The organism is Sphingomonas folli, from assembly GCF_019429525.1.
In the GTDB taxonomy this organism is placed as follows: domain Bacteria; phylum Pseudomonadota; class Alphaproteobacteria; order Sphingomonadales; family Sphingomonadaceae; genus Sphingomonas; species Sphingomonas folii.
In genome coordinates this window covers 279,682-294,838 of the sequence record NZ_JAHXZL010000001.1, presented here as the reverse complement: position 1 = coordinate 294,838, position 15,157 = coordinate 279,682, and the positions used below count along the sequence as shown (strand labels likewise).

At 74.0% G+C, this 15,157-nt stretch carries 13 protein-coding genes; 6 read left to right on the top strand and 7 right to left on the bottom strand.

Features of this window, described 5'->3' with window-relative positions; all coding sequences use genetic code 11:
• Window positions 1-106: 106 nt before the first annotated feature.
• From KZ813_RS01340 to KZ813_RS01330, 3 genes are read left to right on the top strand one after another with little or no spacing between them, the layout of a single operon-like run.
• Window positions 107-643, top strand: a complete 537-nt coding sequence (locus KZ813_RS01340) for a hypothetical protein (protein WP_258046302.1) — start codon at window positions 107-109, stop codon at window positions 641-643.
• Window positions 640-1,293: a peptidylprolyl isomerase gene (locus tag KZ813_RS01335; RefSeq protein ID WP_219753174.1), complete on the top strand. Its 654-nt coding sequence runs from the start codon at window positions 640-642 to the stop codon at window positions 1,291-1,293. The genes KZ813_RS01340 and KZ813_RS01335 overlap by 4 nt, the downstream gene beginning before the upstream one ends.
• A gap of 43 nt (window positions 1,294-1,336) precedes the next feature.
• Window positions 1,337-2,572: a M20 metallopeptidase family protein gene (locus tag KZ813_RS01330; RefSeq protein WP_219753173.1), complete on the top strand. Its 1,236-nt coding sequence runs from the start codon at window positions 1,337-1,339 to the stop codon at window positions 2,570-2,572.
• 213 nt (window positions 2,573-2,785) lie between these two features.
• Here KZ813_RS01330 and KZ813_RS01325 read toward each other — a convergent pair whose 3' ends face one another.
• Window positions 2,786-4,927 carry a histidine kinase dimerization/phosphoacceptor domain -containing protein gene (locus KZ813_RS01325; protein WP_219753172.1) on the bottom strand — a complete coding sequence of 714 codons (2,142 nt, stop codon included), beginning with the start codon at window positions 4,925-4,927 and terminating at the stop codon, window positions 2,786-2,788.
• 163 nt (window positions 4,928-5,090) lie between these two features.
• On the opposite strand from KZ813_RS01325, the gene KZ813_RS01320 reads away from it, so the two are divergent.
• Entirely contained in the window at window positions 5,091-5,435 is a 345-nt protein-coding gene (locus KZ813_RS01320; RefSeq protein WP_219753171.1) for a PilZ domain-containing protein, read from the top strand.
• Window positions 5,432-5,974, top strand: coding sequence for a (2Fe-2S)-binding protein (locus tag KZ813_RS01315; RefSeq protein ID WP_219753170.1), 543 nt, complete (start codon window positions 5,432-5,434; stop codon window positions 5,972-5,974). Before KZ813_RS01320 ends, KZ813_RS01315 begins: the two co-directional genes overlap by 4 nt.
• Window positions 5,975-5,981: 7 nt before the next feature.
• Here the strand turns inward: KZ813_RS01315 and KZ813_RS01310 are convergent, their stop codons facing one another.
• Genes KZ813_RS01310 through KZ813_RS01300 form a run of 3 tightly spaced genes read right to left on the bottom strand, consistent with a single transcriptional unit; the run spans window position 5,982 to window position 9,619 of the window.
• Window positions 5,982-7,316 carry a sensor histidine kinase gene (locus KZ813_RS01310; RefSeq protein WP_219753169.1) on the bottom strand — a complete coding sequence of 445 codons (1,335 nt, stop codon included), beginning with the start codon at window positions 7,314-7,316 and terminating at the stop codon, window positions 5,982-5,984.
• Window positions 7,313-8,401, bottom strand: a complete 1,089-nt coding sequence (locus tag KZ813_RS01305; RefSeq protein ID WP_219753168.1) for a DUF2336 domain-containing protein — start codon at window positions 8,399-8,401, stop codon at window positions 7,313-7,315. Before KZ813_RS01305 ends, KZ813_RS01310 begins: the two co-directional genes overlap by 4 nt.
• 36 nt (window positions 8,402-8,437) lie before the next feature.
• Entirely contained in the window at window positions 8,438-9,619 is a 1,182-nt protein-coding gene (locus tag KZ813_RS01300) for a hypothetical protein (protein WP_219753167.1), read from the bottom strand.
• A gap of 255 nt (window positions 9,620-9,874) precedes the next feature.
• Here KZ813_RS01300 and KZ813_RS01295 point away from each other — a divergent pair, with 255 nt between their 5' ends.
• A complete protein-coding gene (locus KZ813_RS01295; RefSeq protein WP_219753166.1) occupies window positions 9,875-12,076 on the top strand; it encodes a hypothetical protein in 2,202 nt (733 codons plus the stop codon).
• A 270-nt stretch (window positions 12,077-12,346) separates the two neighbouring features.
• On the opposite strand, the gene KZ813_RS01290 is transcribed toward KZ813_RS01295, so the two are convergent.
• From KZ813_RS01290 to KZ813_RS01280, 3 genes are all read right to left on the bottom strand, one after another.
• A complete protein-coding gene (locus tag KZ813_RS01290) occupies window positions 12,347-12,622 on the bottom strand; it encodes a DUF1467 family protein (RefSeq protein WP_219753165.1) in 276 nt (91 codons plus the stop codon).
• 16 nt (window positions 12,623-12,638) lie between these two features.
• Entirely contained in the window at window positions 12,639-14,279 is a 1,641-nt protein-coding gene (locus KZ813_RS01285; protein WP_219753164.1) for a ribonuclease J, read from the bottom strand.
• Between the two features lie 88 nt (window positions 14,280-14,367).
• Window positions 14,368-15,156, bottom strand: a complete 789-nt coding sequence (locus KZ813_RS01280) for a type III pantothenate kinase (protein WP_219753163.1) — start codon at window positions 15,154-15,156, stop codon at window positions 14,368-14,370.
• Between the last annotated feature and the right edge of the window lies 1 nt (window position 15,157).

The window sequence follows — 15,157 nt, the reverse complement described above, 5'->3', positions numbered from 1 at the left end:
GCGCGATCGCACCGTCGCGGGTCGCCTGTGTGCCTCAACGCCGGACTCCCGGGCTGGATGCGCGGGCGCCGAGAAGGTAGAGAGAGGTTCCTCCATGGAGCCCAGGATGTCCACAGTCTCGCTGCTGCTTCCCCTGTTCGTCGCGGCCGCGCCGATCGCGCAGGCGCCCGCGCCCGAGCCCGCGGCGGACCAGCGCTGTGCCGTCGCGCGGCCGGCATTGCCCGCGGGACTGACCGGATGGTCGCGCCGCGCGCCGCTCGCCGCCGGGATCAGCACGCGCAGCGCGCCGGTGATCGTGGTCGGCCACGGTGCCGACCTGCGGCTCGCCCCCGCCGAGCAGGTCACCCCCGCGGTCGCCCCGCCGCGTGAGCCGGATCTCGGCGAGACGGCCGGCCTCGCGCTCTTCCAGATCGCGCGCGCAGGCACCTATCGGGTGGCGCTCGGGGACGCGGCATGGATCGACGTGGTGCGCGCCGGCCGCGCCCTGGCGGCGAGCGCGCACGGCCACGGCCCGGCGTGCAGCGGCATCCGCAAGATGGTCGACTTCCAGCTCGGGCCGGGGCGCTACGTGCTCCAGCTGAGCGGCACCAAGGCGAGTTCGCTGCCGGTGATGATCGCGCGCGCGCCGCGGGTGGCGGCATGATCGCCGCGCTCGCCCTGCTGCTCGCCGCGCAGACCGTGCCCGCGGCCCCGGCGGAGACCCGGCCGCAGGCGCCCGCGAGCGTCGCGCCCGCGCCGCAGCTCCCTGCCCCGTCACCCGCCCCCGCGACCGACGCCGCCGCGCTCACCCGAGTCCGCCTCAGCACCGCGGCGGGCGACATCCTCGTCGGGGTCGACACGAGGGCGGCGCCGGTCACCGCGGGCAATTTCCTGCGCTACGTCGACCAGCACAAGCTCGACGGCGTCGGCTTCTACCGCGCGGTCAAGGTGGCGGACGGCTATGGCCTGGCGCAGTTCGGCACGCGCAACGACCCCAAGCGCACGCTGCCGCCGATCAAGCACGAGCCGACCACGCTCACGAAGCTGAGCCACCGCGACGGCACGCTGTCCATGGCGATGGCCAAGCCCGACACCGCCGCGGGCGACTTCTTCATCACCGTGGGCGATCTCAGCTCGATGGACGCCACCGCCGACAGCCCCGGCTTCGCCGCCTTCGGCCGCGTGCTGGAAGGGATGGACGTGGTGCGCCGCATCCTCGCCGCGCCGACCTCGCCGACGCTGGGAGAGGGCGTGATGAAGGGGCAGATGCTCGCGCCCGTGATCACGATCACCGCGGCGCGGCGCGTCGACTAGCGCCGCGCGAGGGTCTACACCGGGGCGAGAAGGAGTGTCCCCGATGTCCCCACCGCTCGACTCGCCCACCGACTGGAGCGCGCTCGGCGCCGAGCAGCTCGCCGACGTCGTCGCGCTGCGCCGCGCGATCCACGCCGAGCCCGAGATGGGTCTGCACTGCCCGCTCACCACCGCCAAGGCCAAGGCCGCGCTCGCCGGCCTGCCGCTCGAGATCCACGACGGCACGCGCACCACCGGCTTCGTCGCGATCCTGCGCGGTGGCCGGAGCGACGGCGGCGCGGGCTCGAACGCGCGCACGGTGCTGCTGCGCGGCGACATGGACGCGCTGCCGATCACCGAGGAGACCGGCCTGCCCTTCGCCTCGACGCTGCCGGGCACGATGCACGCCTGCGGTCATGACGCGCACACCGCGATGCTGGTCGGCGCCGCCAAGGCACTGGCGAAGCGACGCGACCAGCTGGCCGGCACGGTCGTCTTCATGTTCCAGCCCGGCGAGGAGGGGCATCACGGCGCGCGCGAGATGATCGCCGACGGGCTGCTCGACCGCGCGCGCCCCGACGCCGCCTTCGCACTCCACGTCCTGCCCAACGCGCCCGCGGGCGTGTTCATCGGGCGCGAGGGCGCGCTGCTCGCCTCCACCGACACCGTCCGCGCCACCGTCCGCGGCCGGGGCGGTCACGCCGCCATGCCGCACGACGCGATCGACCCGATCCCGGTCGCCTGCGCGATCGTCACCGCGCTCCAGCAGCATGTCGCGCGGCGCGTGCCGGTGGCCGATCCCGCGGTGCTGACGATCACGCAGATCCACGCCGGCTCTTCGCACAACATCATCCCCGACGAGGTCCAGCTCGCGGGCACGCTGCGGACGCTGTCGCCGGGCACGCGCGAGGCGACGCGCGCCGCCTTCCACCAGGTCGCGCGCGGCGTGGCGGAGGCGCACGGCTGCACCGTCGAGACCAGCATCGACGAGGGTTATCCCGTGACGATGAACGACCCGCGCGCCACGCGGCTGATGCGCGCGCTGGCGCAGGAGATCGGCGGCGCGCAGGGCTGGGCGACGATGCCCGCGCCGATCATGGGCGGCGAGGACTTCAGCTACGTGCTGCGCGAGCTGCCCGGCGCGATCGCCTTCGTCGGCGCGGCGGCACCCGGGACGACGCCCGAGACCAACCCGCCGCTCCACAACCCGCGGATGACGATCGACGAGCAGGTCTTCGCCACCGGCGTGGCGATGCACTGCGCGCTGGCGGAACGCTTCCTGGAGCGCGGGTTCGACTAGGATGCCACCGCCCGTTCGGGGCAGGACCGGGCGCCTGCGCGGGCAGGAGCCCAGCGCCACGAGCACCATCCTCGCGGCGCCGGGCGCCGGCGCGAGAGCGACGCGGCGGCGACCTCCGCCGCGGTGGCGGACAGGCGGGGCGCGCGGCACGCCGATCAGCTCGAACAAACGGCCCGTTCGCGACTCGGGTTCACCGCCTCCGCGACGCCGCGCTCAGTCGCCCTCGATCGGCGCGGTGAGCAGCGCGCGCGTGCCGGGGTCGTTGTCCTGGAACTCGACCGTGCCGCCGATGCGCTGCACCACCGCGCTCATCATCCGGCTGCCGAAACCGCCGTCGCCGCCCGCCGCCTTGCCGACGCCGCGGTCCGCCACGATCAGCCGCAGCAGGTGTCCGTGCTGCTCCAGCACCACGTCGATCGCGCCGCCGCGCTGTGTCGGATAGGCATATTTGGTCGCGTTGATCACCAGCTCCGCGGCGATCAGGCCGACGCTGACGGCGCGGTCGGTCGGGATCAGCACCGGCGCGAGGTCGAGCGTGAGGTGGCGGCTCCATTCCTCGCCCAGCGACGAACGCAGGTCCTGCATCAGCTCGCCGATGTAGCGGCTGAGGTCGATCACCTCGATCTGGTCGTCGCGGTACAGGCGACGGTGCACCAGCGCCACCGCCGATAGGCGCGAGCGCGCCTCGAGGAGCTGGTCGGCCACCGCTCCCGCGCCGGCGTCGCGCGCCTGGATCGCGAGGAAGGAGGAGACCAGCTGCAGGCTGTTCTGCACGCGATGGTCGACCTCGCGCATCAGCAGGTCCTTCTGCGCGAGCAGCGCGTCCTTCTCGGCGCCGGTGCGCTCCAGCTCGCGGTTGAGCCGGCGCAGCTCGGCCGCGGCGCGCGCCTCGGCGAGCAGGCGGCGCAGCCGCGCCGCGCCGTCGACCTGCTCGAGCGTCCAGCGCCGCGCGCGGCCGTGCACCTGCTCGCGCCACGACTCGAACGAGGCGCGCGGGCGCAGGATCGCCCGGGGATCGTGCGGCACCGCCTTGTGCGGGTTGCCCGCCCACTCGATCTCCTCGATCTTCTCGGCGCGCAGCCACAGCAGCGCGTCGCCGTCGCCGAGCGCGAAGCCGAGCACACCCGCGATCGGCGCGACGCGGGCGGCATCGGCCCAGTCCTTGCCCAGCTCGCGCGTCGCGAGCGGCGCGGTCTCGTCGCGCGACGCCAGCCAGCGCGCCAGCGCCACGAGCGCGGTCTCCTGCGGCGCCACGCCCACCGCGGTCGCGCGACCGCCGCGCACCAGCGCCAGCCCGTCGGCGCCGAAGGCGTGGCGGATGTCCTCCGCGCGCGCCTGCACCACGTCGAGCGGCGTGTCGCTGGTCAGCAGCAGCGAGCGCAGCGAATCCTCCTCGCCGCGCAGCGCCAGCCGCTCGCGATAGGCCTCCGCCTCCTCCTTCGCGCGGAGCTGGCGCGCCAGCCCGCCGGCGAGCGCGGCCGCGGCGGCGCGGGTCGCGCGCGGCAGCAGCCGCGGCGTCGCATGGTGGCACGCCACCAGACCCCAGAGCAGCCCGTCCTTGACGATCGAGATCGACGCCGACGCGCCCACCCCCATATTGCGCAGATACTCGACGTGCACCGGCGAGACGCTGCGGATCGCGACATCGCTGAGATCGGTCAGCTCGAAGCCGGACGGACGCAGCGGTGCGGGCAGGTAATTCACGTCGGGGATCACGCGGGTACGGTTGCGCACGTAGAGCGCGCGCGCCTGCCGCGGAATGTCGCTCGCGGGGAAGTGATGGTGCAGGAAGGTGTCGAGCCCGGGAGCGCGGTCCTCGGCGACGACGCAGCCCGCCTCGTCGTCGAGGAAGCGATAGACCATCACCCGGTCGAACCCGGTCAGCGCGCGGAACGCCACGGCGGCGCGCTCGCAGAGCGCGGAGAAGGTAGTGGTGCGCTCGAACCCCGCCGCCATCGCGTCGAGCCAGCCGAGCGTCTCGGCGACACTGCCGCCGCCCGCCTCGCCCACCGGCTCCAGCTCGGCGAGCAGCCACTGCCCGGTGCGGTGGAGCGCGACGTCGTGGCCGTGGACCGGCGCCGCCAGGATCGTCCCCCCGGGACCGATCGGCACGGCCTCGGCCAGCGCGTTGACGTCCTGCGCGAGCAGCGCGTCGAGCCGCGCGCCGAGCCAGTCGTCGCCGAACAGCGCCTCGATCGCGCCGGCCCCGGCGACGATCTCGAGCGACAACGCGTCGGCGACCAGGAGCAGGCCGTGCGCCTGCACCGCCCCCGGGACGTGGATCGGCTCGCGGTCGCACGCGGTCAGGTTGAGCGACTCCGCGTCGGGGTCGCGTTGCACGGTAGGACCTGCCATCGCGCGCTTATGACAAAATCTACGACACAGGCAACTGATCCGGCGCTATTTCATAGCGTTTCTGCGCGATCGCGGGACAACCGTCGCACGGGGGTTGCCCCCGCGGCGAGACGGTGGGATCGAGGTAGCAACCCGTTAGGATACCGGACCTAGAGCTGCCCGCATGTCGACCCCTCCCCGCGAACCGCGCAGCAGCGTGATCCTCTACGCGCTCGTCGACACCGGCACCGAGGCGGTGGAGTGTCGCGTCCGCAACCTCTCGGTCACCGGCGCGTGCGTCGACAACAGCGCGGGGCTGACTCACGGCGACGAGGTGCGCGTGACGATGGGATCGCTGGAGCAGCTCGCGGCGCGCGTGATGTGGGCCAAGGCGACACTGGCGGGGCTGCACTTCGAGGCGCAGGTCGACATCGCCGCGGCACGGCGCCCGCGCACGCGCAACACCGGCGTCCAGCCCAGCGCCGGCTGGATGCAGCACATCCGCGACGCCTATCGCGAGCGCGGATGACCCGGCTGACCGTCAACAACGAGGCGGTGGAGTATCGCCTCGCCCCCGAGACGCCGTTGCTCTGGGCGCTGCGCGACGCGTCCAACCTGACCGGCACCAAATATGGTTGCGGCACCGGCAGCTGCGGCGCCTGCACCGTCGACGTCGACGGGCGCGCGGTGCGCTCGTGCCAGGTGACGCTCGCCGCGGCGGAGGGGACCTTCGTCACCACCATCGAGGGGCTGTCGCGCGATCGCACCCACCCGGTCCAGCTCGCGCTGCTGGCCGAGAACGTGTCGCAGTGCGGCTTCTGCGTCCCCGGCATCGTCATGGCCGCGGCGGTGCTGCTGCGGCGTGACCCGATGCCCTCGGAGGAGGCGATCGCGGCGGCGATCACCAACGTCTGCCGCTGCGGCATCTACCCGCGGCTCACCGCCGCGATCCGGCGCGCGGGTCGCGCGATCCGCGGCGAGGAGCGGCTGCCCACCGGGGCGCGCCCCGGGATCGAGCCCGCCGGCGCGGCGCGGCAGGTGCCCGCGCTCGATCCCCGCGCCCGCTGAGCGCGGCTCAGCCCGCGGGGAGCGCCAGCGTGAAGCGCGCGCCCTCGCCCGGCGCGCTGTCGACGGTGAGCGCGCCGCCCATCGCCTCGGCGAGCCGGCGCGCGATATAGAGCCCGAGCCCGCTGCCGCCGGGCTCGCCGGGATCGACCCGCTCGAACTTACCGAAGATGCGCGCCTGGTCGACCGCCGCGATACCCCGACCGGCGTCGGCGACCGTCAGCAGCGCGCGCCCGCCCTCGCGCCGCACGGTCAGCACGACGGCGCTGTCGCGCGGCGCGTAGCGCACCGCGTTGGCGATCAGGTTCACCGCCACCTGGAGCAGGCGGCGGAACTCACCGAGCGCGACGAGCTCGTGCTCGCACCCGGCGCGGTCGATCGTCACCCCCGCCTCGGCCGCGCGCGTCGCCAGCAGCGCGGCGGCGCGCCGCGCGACGTCGGCGAGGTCGACGGGCGTGCGCTCGGTGCTGAAATCGTCGCGCTCGATCGCCTCGAGGTCGACGAGGTCGTCGATCAGCCCGAGGAGGTGGCGCCCCGCGCCGGCGATGTCGGCGGCATAATCGGCGTAATGGCTGTCGAGCGGGCCGTCGCCCGCGGCGCTGATCCCCTCGGCGTCGGCGATGATCCGCGCCAGCGCGCCGCGCAACAGCGTGTCGAGCCGGTGGTCGAACGGGCGGAGCTGCGGCGCCGCGGGCTCGGGCGCGGCGGCATAGGCGCCCCCGACGAAGCCGCCGAAGCCGCCGCCGGTGTCGAGCCGCACATGCCCCGCGAGCGTCACGCGCGGGCCGCCGCCGTGCAGCCGGGCGGGCTGGTCGGCGAAGTCGCGTCGCTCGGTCAGCGCGTCGAGCAGCGGCATCGTCCCGCCGCGATCGGGCTCGAGCACGAACAGCCGGCTGAGCGGGCGGCCGAGCGCGGCGGCGGGGTCGAGCCCGAGCCGCGCCGCCGCGCCGAGCGACAAGCGCGTCACGCGCAGCTCCGAGTCGACCTCCCAGGTCCAGTCGGCGTCCTCGGGCGCGGACACCTCTTCCGACGTCGCGGCGCCGGCGCGGGCGTGGCCGGCGGCGCGCTCACGCAGCAGCGACACGGTCAGCACCACCCCCGTCTCGTCGGGGATCGCCTTGACCCAGCAGTCGAGGTCGCGCTCGCCGTCGGCGATCGTCACCGCGCGCGAGACGAGGATGCGCAACCGCCGCGCCAGCCGCACCAGCACCGCCACCTGCGGGATCGCGAGCAGCGCGCCGTGCCGCCCGCCCGCGCGCGCGTTGAGCGCGGCGAAGGCGTCGTCGGCCCGGGCGAGCCGATCGTGGCGGTCGACCGCCGCGTGCAGCGTCGCCAGCGCGGTCACGCGCGCGGGCTGCGGGCGAGCGCGCGCACCGCGGCGCGGAAGTCGCGGTGGAGCGTCAGCGGCGCCACCGCGCGCGCGGCGGTCTCGGGCGCGAGCGTGGCGACCCGGTCGAGCGAGTCGGGCAGGCTCTCGACGTCGCGCTCGCGGTCGGCCTCGCACAGCACGAAGCCGATCTGCGCGATCACGTGGCGCTCGATCCCGAGCGCGCGCAGCGCCAGCCACAGCCGATCGCTGTCGCCGTCGAGCGTCAGCCCGCGCGCCTCGGCGGGCTCGATCCCGAGCGCGTGCGCCAGCAGCGCGGCGAACAAGGTGGTGCGTGCCTCGCCGAGCGAGTCGATCATCAGCTGCGGCAGCGCGCCCGCGGTCGGATCGATCGCCGCGGCGAGCTGCGCCGCGGCGGTCTCGACTCGCTCGGCGTCGTCGTGCGCGGCGATGCTGCGCTGGCTCGCCTCCGACAGCGCCCGATCGACCTCGGCCGGCACGCCGTGGCCGAGCCGCTCGCGCAGCGCCGCCGCCACCCACCAGGCGAGCCTCTCGTGCAGCTCGCTGGGCAGCTCGGCGCGGCGCTCGGCATGCGCCAGCCGGCGTCGGCTGTCCGCCACCAGATAGGTCACCGCCCTGCCGCGCACCACGCCGTCGGCGCTCTCGGCCAAGGCGGCGAGCAGGGTCGCGCTGCTGCCCGGGGCGCGCTGCGCCGCCAGCGCCTCGTCGATCAGGTCGACGCGCGCCTGGGCGATCAGCTCGCCCATCACCTCGGGGTCGCGCATCAGCCCCGACTCGACCAGCCGCGGCAGCGTCATCGCGCGATTGCCGGCGAGCAGCGCGGCGGCGTCGGGCAGGCCACGCGCCTCGAGCAGCCGCGCCGCATGGCCGGCAATGTCGCGCTCGATCGCGGCGACGGTCGTCTCGACGAGGCGGTTGATCGCGACGCGGCTGCGCTCGTCGAGCCGGTCGCGCGTGTCGACGAACACGTCGGCGATCGCCGCGCTGAGGCGCGCGCCCGCGCGACCATCGGCCGACGCCGCCTGCGCCGCGACGCGCGCGGCCAGGTCCGAGTCGATCGCCTGAGAGGGTTGGGCGGGCATCTCCCCACCCCTTAACGAGCGATCCTTAACCACGCTCTAAGTCACCCGCCGCAGCCACTCGACCGCGGCCACCAGCGTCAGCGCGGCATAGGCCGCGACCAGACCGAGCCCCAATGTCGGCCAGCCGAGCAGCGTCGCCACCGCCAGGATCGCGAGATAGCCCGGCGCGGTGCCCCACCAGGCGCGGCGCGGCGCGGCGCCGGCGGCACGCTCGCCGACGCCCCCAGCGACCAGCGCGCCGAGGGCGAGCAGCCGCGCGCTGGCGGTCGCCGCCTCACGGTCGACGAGATGCGCGAGCAGCAGCGCGGCGACCGCGGGCACCGCCATGACCAGCGCGCGCCCGGCGCGCAGCAGCGCGGGCTCGTCGCGGAACAGCGCCAGCGCGCCCGCGATCTCGGCCAGCAGCACCGCGGCCAGCGCCACCGTTATACCCAGGCCCGGCGCGCCGAGCGCGATCGCGGCGCAGCCGACCAGCCCCGCCGCCCCCGCCGCGGCGGTGCACGCGCCGGTGCCGATGGCGCGGCGCGCGATCACCGGGATCACCGCGCGCGCGAGCGGACGCAGCACCAGCCGCTCGAGCCAGCTCGGCCGCACCGCCATCGAGGCCGACAGCACCGCGCGGCCGCGCTCCTCGAGCGCGCTGGCGCGGCGCTCGATGCCATGGCCCAGCTCCATGTCGTCGAGGCGCAGCGAGATATGGCGCGCCCCGGCCTGGTCGGCGGCGCGCAGCAGCGTCGACTGCAGGTCATAGTCGTCGGGCAGCCGCGCCGCCTCGGCGATGCGCCGCGCGTCGAGCCGCGCCACGCCCGCCCAGGCCGCGCCGGCGCCGACGCGCTCGAACAGCGGCGAGGCCTGCGCGCCGGGCACCACCAGCAGCGCGTCGCCGCCCTCGCCGGCCAGCGCGTGGACGACGCCCTCGGTGGTAACCAGCCCGTCCGCCATCATCAGCACGCGCGCGAGCGGGTGGAGCCGCGCCAGCGCGTCGGCGGCGGTGCGGACCACGTCGACCGAGACGCCGCGCCGCGCGATGCGCGCCAGCGCGCCGGCGAGTTCGGGGGTCTCGCGCCCCACGACGACGACGACCTGCGCGGCGTCGCACGCCACCAGCAGCCGCGCCTGATATTCGATCAGCGAGGCCGCGGCGAACGGCAGCGTCGCCGCCAGCGTCCCCGGTCGGTCCTCTGCCTCATGGATCGCGAACAGGAGCCCGGCCAGCATCCCATGGCTGTTAGGGGGTGGCGTGCACCGCGGCAACATCCGTGACGCGGCGCAGCGATGCGCCGGGCCGAGCGACTGTGCCTCTCCGAGACGGCTTCCCGATGCGGGCAAACGTGTTAGATGGAAGGGATGAACGGGGGGCCGACTTCACGATCCGACGCACGCGCGGCCGAGCCGGGCGCACGCTGGCCAGACCATTGGCCGGAGAGCTGGCCCGACCCCGCCACCCTGCCGTCCCCGGAGCCTGCCCCGCACGTGACCGACCCGTTCTTCTCCGACGACGCCCCCGACCGCCCCGCGCTGGGCGGGCCTCGGCCGGTGTTCGGCTGGGTCGCGATCGCGGTCGCGGCCCTGTGGGTCGCGGCGCTGCTCTGGCTGGCGCGCGACACGTTCGGCACGATGACGCCGCTGGCGCTGGCGCAATATGGTGCCGCGTTGGCGACCGTGCCCGCGCTCGCCGGGGTGGTCTGGCTCGCCGCGCTGCGCACCAGCACCGCCGAGGCGCAGCGGTTCGGCGCGACCGCGCGCGCGATGCGCGGCGAGGCGGTGGCGCTGGAGAATACCGTCGCGGTGCTCGGCACCACGATCGAGGAGCAGCGCGGCCAGATGGCGGAGCAGGTCCGCCTGCTCACCGCCCTGGGTGACGCCGCGACCGCGCGGCTGGCCGAGATCGCGGGCACGCTCTCCGCCGAGGTGCAGCGCGTCGACGCGCAGACGGGCAACCTCTCGACCAGCGCCGGCGCGGCGCACGAGCGGCTCGACGCGCTGCTCGACGCGCTGCCGCGCGCCGCGGACGAGACGCGCGCGCTGACCGAGACGATCGACCAGGCCGGGCTGGTCGCCTATGAGCATAGCGCGGGGCTCGACGCGCAGGTGGCGGCGCTGGTGGCGCGCGGGCGCGACGCCGAGGCGATCGCGGGCGGCGCGGCGGAGAAGCTCGCCGCGTACATGCAGCGGATGGAGTCGACCAGCCACACCGCCGGCGCGCGGCTCGAGGCGGTCACCTCCGCGGCGGCGGGCGCGGTCGACGCGCTGCTCGACCGCACCGCGCGCGCGATCGACGAGTCCCGCAAGGCGATCGCCGCGCAGGGCGACGCGATGCTGGCGATGGTCAGCACCAACCAGACCGCGCTCGACCATGCCGCGCGCGAGAGCGCCGAGGCGCTGGCCGAGCGGATCGGGTTGATCGAGGTCGTGATCGAGCGGATCGCGGCGCGGCTCGACGCCCAGCAGGGCGCCGGGCGCCAGCTGTTCGACTCGCTCGACGACGCCATCCTGCGCGTCGACCAGCGCCTCGTCGCGCTCCACCGCGACGGCGGCGAGCGCACGCAGCAGCTCGCCGCATCGGTGAGCGCGCTCCACGCCTCGGCCGAGGCGCTGGCGCGCGCGATGGACGCGGGCCACGCCTCGGCGCAGCACACGATCTCGACCACCGAGCACCTGCTCGTCGCGCTCGACGCCGCGGCGCGCGAGATGGACGAGACCATGCCCGAGGCGATCTCGCGGCTGGAGAGCCGAGTCGCGTCGACCAAGCAGGTGATCACCGCCGCCAAGCCCGAGCTGCTCGCGCTCGTCACCGCCGCCGAGAGCACGCACGACGCGATCGAGGCGGTGGCGCAGGTCGTCGCCGAGCAGCGCCAGACGGTCGAGTCGCTCACCAGCCGGCTCCACGACGGGCTGGCGCGCGGGCGCAGCCAGGCCGACGAGATCGGCGAGGCGATGGGCGACGCCTCGCGCCAGATGGATGACCTCACCGAGCAGGCCGCGCCGCGGCTGGTCGAGGCGCTGCTGCGCGTGCGCGAGACCGCCGCCGCCGCGGCCGACCACGCGCGCGAGGCGATCGCGCGCGTGATCCCCGAGGCCGCCGACGCGCTGGAGAGCGCGGGCGCCGCGGCGCTGAGCCGCGCGGTCGAGAGCGGCGTGCAGGGCCAGGTCCGCCAGGTGGCGCAGGTCGCTGAGGCGGCGGTCGCCGCGACCAATCGCGCGGGCGAGCGGCTGCAGCAGCAGCTCGACTCGATCGAGGCGACGATCGCGCTGATCGACCAGCGGCTGGAGGAAGCGCGCGCGGCGGGCGAGGAGAATGAGCGCGACAGCTTCGCGCGGCGCGCCTCGCTGCTGATCGAGTCGCTCAACTCGGCCTCGATCGATCTCACTCGTACCTTCGCGCCCGAGATCTCGGACAGCGCCTGGGCGGCCTATCTCAAGGGCGACCGCGGCGTGTTCACGCGGCGCGCGGTGCGGCTGCTCGACGGCGGCGAGCAGCGCGACGTGGCGCGGCTGTACGATGAGGACGGCGCCTTCCGCGAGCAGGTCAACCGCTACATCCACGATTTCGAGGCGATGCTGCGCACGATCCTGGCGCAGCGCGACGGCTCGCCGCTGGGCGTGACGCTGCTGTCGTCGGACATGGGCAAGCTGTACGTGGCGCTGGCACAGGCGATCGAGCGGCTGCGCTAGAGGCTGATCCATCTGATGTGGGCCAGCGGAATGCTCCTGTGGACGCAAGAGGGCGGAGCCACGAGCGTCACGCGAGCGGCGCTCGCCTCCGGCGTTCGCCGGAGCACGGATCGATGGAGGTGGACCGGACCCTAAACTGGCCCGGCGCTTCTACTTCGTCATCCCGGACAAGGTCCGGAGCCGTGGATCCCGGAGCAAGTCCGGGACGACGGCCGAGAAGATGGTGGCTCGAACGACAGGCGCGAGCATCCGAGCTCCCACCGCGATCTCCTACACCGCGTTGGCTGGATCCGCGAAGTCGAGCATCCCCGCGGTCACCCAGCCGAACTCGTAATTGGCCACGAACAGCCCGAACAACAGGGTCGCGACGATCGTCGTGCGCACCACCACCCGCTTGAGCGAGAAGCTGTGCGGCGAACTCTCGGCGGTGCCGGGGACGTGCTCGGCGCCCATCTCGGCCGAGGTGCGCACCCCCCAGGGCAGCACCAGGAAGACCGAGAACGACCAGAACAGCACGTAGATCGCCAGCAGCGACGTCCAGCGCATCGCCCGCCCTCCCCGCTCAGACCTGGACGATCACCACGTCGATTACCGGCTTCTTGCCGGTCCAGCGCGTGGCGACCTTGCGCACCGCGAGCCGCACGTCCTCGCGCAGCCGCTCGCGGTCGCGCACGCGGCCCTTCATCGCCTCGGCCGCGGCCTCGGCCGCCTCGGCCAGGAAGGGCTCGCGCTCCTCCTCGACCGGCACGCCCTGGATGCGAACCTCGGGGGTGCCCCCGGCGCGCCCGTTGCGGTCCACCGCGATGCCGACCGAGATCTGGCCGTTGACCGCGATGCGGCGCCGGTCGTTGATCGTGCCGCCGTCGGCGGGCAGGATCACGTCGCCGTCGAGCACCAGCCGGCCCACCGGCACGTCGCCGATCTTCCTGGGCGCGCCGGGGGCGAGCCGGACGAGGTCGCCGTTGGTCTGCACCAATACGTCGCGGATGCCCTGCGTCTGGCCGTAGCGCGCGTGCTCCATCAGGTGGCGCATCTCGCCGTGCACCGGCAGCAGCGCGCCCGGGCGGATCCAGCCGTACATCTGCGCCAGCTCGGGGCGACCGGGATGGCCCGAGACGTGGACGTGCGCCTGCTTCTCAGTGACCATCTCCACGCCGCGCGCGGCGAGCTGGTTCTGGATCCGGCCCACCGCCACCTCGTTGCCGGGGATCTGCTTGGCGGAGAAGATCACCATGTCGCCCATGTCGAGCCGGACCGGGTGCGAGCCGTCGGCGATGCGCGCCAGCGCGGCGCGCGGTTCGCCCTGGCCGCCGGTGGCGATGATCAGCACCTTGTTGCGCGGCATGCGCATCGCCGAGTCGACGTCGATCGTCTCGGGAAAGTCCTTCAGATAGCCGGTCGCCTTGGCGACACGGATGATCCGATCGAGCGAGCGGCCGGTGACGCACAGGCGGCGGCCGGTCTCCTTGGCCACCTCGGCCAGCGTGTGCAGCCGCGCCGCGTTGGAGGCGAACGTGGTCACCACGACGCGGCCGCGCGCGCGCGCGACGCTCTCCGCGAGGCCCTGGCGCACGGTCGCCTCGCTGCCCGAGGCCTCGTTGTTGAAGACGTTGGTCGAGTCACACACCAGCACGTCGACGCCCTGCTCGCCGATCGCGGCCAGCTCGTCGGGGGTGGAGGGCTTGCCGATCACCGGCGTGGGATCCAGCTTCCAGTCGCCGGTGTGGAAGACGCGCCCCGCGGGCGTGTCGATCAGCAGCGCGTTGGCCTCGGGGATGGAGTGCGACAGCGGCACCACCTCGACCGAGAAGGGGCCGACCTTGAACGGCTTGCGTGGCTGCACGAGGCGCACCTTGACGCGCTCCTCGATCCGCTCCTCCTCCAGCTTGCCGCGGACCAGCCCGGCGGTGAAGGCGGTGGCGTAGATCGGCACGCCGAGATCCTCGGCGAGATAGGGCAGCGAGCCGATATGATCCTCATGCCCGTGCGTCAGCACGATACCGACGAGCGAGTCGAGCCGCTCCTCGATGAAGCGCAGGTCGGGCAAGATCACGTCGATCCCGGGATAATGCGAGTCGGCGAAGGTGACGCCGCAGTCGACCATCAGCCACTTGCCGGCGTGGCCGTAGAGCGTGACGTTCATGCCGATCTCGCCCGAGCCGCCGAGGGCGCAGAAGAGCAGTTCCTTGTTATTGGGAGTCATTCGAGTCCTTTGTCGTCCCGCGGGTCGCCGGATGCGCCGATGGAGCGGGAGGGAGTAAGAAGGGCCGGACTGCGCGCCGGCCGGGCGTTCACGCTGATATATGGGCGCGTTCGTACATGATCGCCAGCCCTTGGATGGTAAGATCGGGCTCGATCGCGTCGAACACGTCGGTGTGGCGCTCGAACAGGGCGGCGAGCCCGCCCGTGGCGATCACTCTGACGGGACGCGCGATCTCGCGCTTCATCCGCGCGACCAGCCCCTCGATCATCGCGATATAACCCCAGTAGATGCCGATGTTCATCTGGTCGACCGTGTTGCGCCCGATCACGCTGTCGCTCGCGGGCGCCTCGATCGCGACGCGGGGCAGCTTGGCCGCCGCCATCACCAGCGCGTCGAGCGAGAGATTGATGCCCGGCGCGATGATCCCGCCCTTGTAGGCGCCGGTATAGTCGGAATGGTCGAAGGTGGTGGCGGTGCCGAAGTCGATCACGATCAGGTCGCCGGCGTGGAGCGCGTGCGCCGCGATCGTGTTGACCGCGCGGTCGGCGCCGAGGCTCCGCGGCTCGTCGACGTCGATCGCGATGCCCCAGTCCAGCGGCGCTCGGCCGGCGATCAGCGCGTCGGTGCGGAAATATTTGGCGGCGAGCACCTCGAGATTGTGGAGCGCGCGCGGCACCACGGTGGAGACGATCACCGCGGCGACGTCGTCGCGGCTATAGCCCTCCAGCGCGAGCAGCTGGCTCAGCCACACCGCATATTCGTCGGCGGTGCGGCGCGGATCGGTGGCGATGCGCCAACGCGCGCGGATCGCACGGGTGGCGGTATCGACCAAAGCGAAGACCACGTTGGTGTTGCCGGCGTCGACCGCGAGCAGCATC